This window comes from Cetobacterium sp. (genome assembly GCF_048470075.1).
Taxonomy (GTDB): Bacteria; Fusobacteriota; Fusobacteriia; order Fusobacteriales; family Fusobacteriaceae; genus Cetobacterium_A.
Genome location: NZ_DBGBQB010000193.1, coordinates 1 through 2460, shown reverse-complemented (window position 1 = coordinate 2460; position 2460 = coordinate 1). Strand labels below are relative to the sequence as shown.

3 protein-coding genes are annotated in these 2460 nt (G+C 31.0%); all 3 read left to right on the top strand.

The features are described from left to right. The first annotated feature begins 232 nt into the window (after positions 1 to 232). Positions 233 to 739: a hypothetical protein gene (locus ACMOUI_RS07055; protein WP_418965024.1), complete on the top strand. Its 507-nt coding sequence runs from the start codon at positions 233 to 235 to the stop codon at positions 737 to 739. Between the two features lie 863 nt (positions 740 to 1602). Beyond that, positions 1603 to 2163, top strand: a complete 561-nt coding sequence (locus tag ACMOUI_RS07050) for a hypothetical protein (protein ID WP_418965023.1) — start codon at positions 1603 to 1605, stop codon at positions 2161 to 2163. Next, positions 2121 to 2460 (top strand): DUF454 family protein (locus ACMOUI_RS07045; RefSeq protein WP_418965022.1); only part of this gene is annotated, 340 nt, incomplete at its 3' end. The genes ACMOUI_RS07050 and ACMOUI_RS07045, both read left to right, overlap by 43 nt.

Below are 2460 nucleotides of genomic sequence, written 5' to 3'. Positions count from 1 at the left end.
AATCTATTTTTTACCATTTCTATCCCCCATATTTTTTCCTATAATTTTTTCTTAAAAATAATATTTTTTTAATTAATATAGAATTTTTATTTAAATTTAAATTTAAATTTGCATTTTAATGAAAAAGTATTTTTATATCAAAACTTTTTGGGATGATATATATGATAATCTAAAATTCAATAATTGGGTTTTGCATATATAAAATCTAATTAAATTATTTGGGAGGGATTTAATGAATTTTAAAGGAGCAGTTGGATTAAGTTTTTTTCTTTTAGCATCATCACTTCTTGCTAATACCAAGGAGGTACTTCCAGCTTCAGTGGAAGAGGCTGCAGCTGAGATTATAGTCGAGGAAGTTGTAGTTGCTGATAGCGTAGCTATAACTCCTGCTGAAGAGGTGGCTGCATTTAAACCATCTGGAGATTTCAGTCTACAACTAAAATACTATGGAAGGACTGAAGGGAGCGAACCTGGAGAAAAGAAGTGGAACAATAATAATGACTCTATGAGAGCACAATATTATGTTAATTTACAAGCCACTGAAAAAGTTAAGTTGCAACTTAGATTAAGAGATTATCAAGCTTTAAATGAGGAAAAAGAAGGGGATTTTGGTAGCGATAAGCGTTTTAGACTTTACTATTCACACACTGATAAGATAACATCATTCTTTGAATACAGAGGTGCGACACGTTTTATAATGAAAAGTTATAACTTAGTAGATTATTCAAAGGTAGCTTAATCTATTAAAGAACTTTATTTCCGAAAGATAAAATGATAGGGTAACGCCTTGAAGTATCTTCTCTAATCTCCGACATGCATTGATTATCACTTCATAATCAGTGTATGAAGCTCGGTAAAGTCAGCTGAAAATTTTCTCAAATTATCAATTGTTAGCCCATTAAAAGTGATTATTTTAAAATTGATTGTATCGTGTGATATACACATATCATATATGTATGTATTTAATGATATTTATATGAGAGGATTGATAGGCTGGGAGTGGAGCTCTATATGGTGAGTATGCAAGCTTTTTGCTCGCTGACAAAGTTATGAATTAAAGAGTCTAAAATTCAAAGATATAGTGATATATCTAATGTGTTACCCCCCCCTCGTGTGGCACATTGTAAGTGAGGATTAGTAAAAATCTCTGTTATGAAAATCCTTGTATTGTTATAGGCAATACCAAGCTTACAGGCTCATAATAACCACCTAAGTAGAGTTATAAACATAGGAAATAAGGAACGTGGAAAGCAGAGTACAGTTTAAAGCAGAAGTGATGCGACTGGTAGATATAAGTTTTTAAAACGAAACTCTTTTAACTCTGTGAGAGTAGGGGCACAGTACCAATGAACCCATGATAATAAGTGGTGGAGGGATAGCCCCCAGTCAAAAATTTTAAATTTCTATAGGTTTTTATGCTAACTTTCCTATATTGATTTAAAAGATTTGATGGAACGCCGTGTGCGGTGAAAGTCGCACGCACGGTGTGGAGCAGGGGAAAAGATGGCGATAATATCAAAATCTTACCTATTGCTATAACTGATTAATGATGTAAAAAGATTCCATTATGATGCTAGATTCGAATTAAAAGATTATATAGGTATGCCTTTTGTAAAAAACTTTATTTTAGCTCCAGGGTTTAGACATGTTATGTCCAAAGATAATGGTGGAAACTATTATAACTGGGTTCACACTAACTTCTATACTTTTATAGATCTTCCTTTTGGAATCGGATTTGAAAATAATATGTATAACTTTTTGAAGTTCTATAATCATGATTTCCAAAGAGGTCCTAATCAAACTAAAGATAAAGAGTTCCAAATTGTATGGGAATCATATCTTTATAAAACTTTTGATCTTTACAAAGCGGATAAATATAATTTTACTTTAAACTTTGAGGGTGGATATGACGCTTATTCATTCAGCCAATATGGACGTTATAGTAAAAATGAAGAAACTGGGATAGAAACTTTTGCTGAGAAAAACTCCTACTCTTTATATGCACTATTTGATATATCTATGAATTATCAATTGACTGACGCTATCTCGTTGACATCAGGTATTGCTGCAGAGTATAGAAACTGGGATATTGAAGATGAAGGTAAGGCTAAAAATTGGAGATGGCAACCTCAAGTATTTGCAATGTTAAAAACAAAGTTTTAGTTAATTTAGCAGGAAATTGTATAGAAATATTGAAAATTAATAAAAAATTTATAGGAGAATACCAGCTTTTAGTTGGTATTCTTTATTTTTTATTTTTAAATTCTTACGAAAACTTTTTATCTGGAGGCTTTTACATGAAAAAAAAATTTTTTACTTTTTTAGGTTTTCTATTCTTAATTTTCGGAATCATTGGAGCATTTTTACCAATAATTCCAACAGTTCCATTTATCCTTATTGCCGCTTACTTTTTTGAGAAAAGTTCAGATAAATTTTATAACTGGTTACTCACTAATAGAT

Bases quoted from the DNA above. Each gene is read 5' to 3' on its own strand.
- ACMOUI_RS07055 (WP_418965024.1), top strand. From the start codon at position 233: ATGAATTTTAAAGGAGCAGTTGGATTAAGTTTTTTTCTTTTAGCATCA.
- ACMOUI_RS07050 (WP_418965023.1), top strand. From the start codon at position 1,603: ATGCCTTTTGTAAAAAACTTTATTTTAGCTCCAGGGTTTAGACATGTT.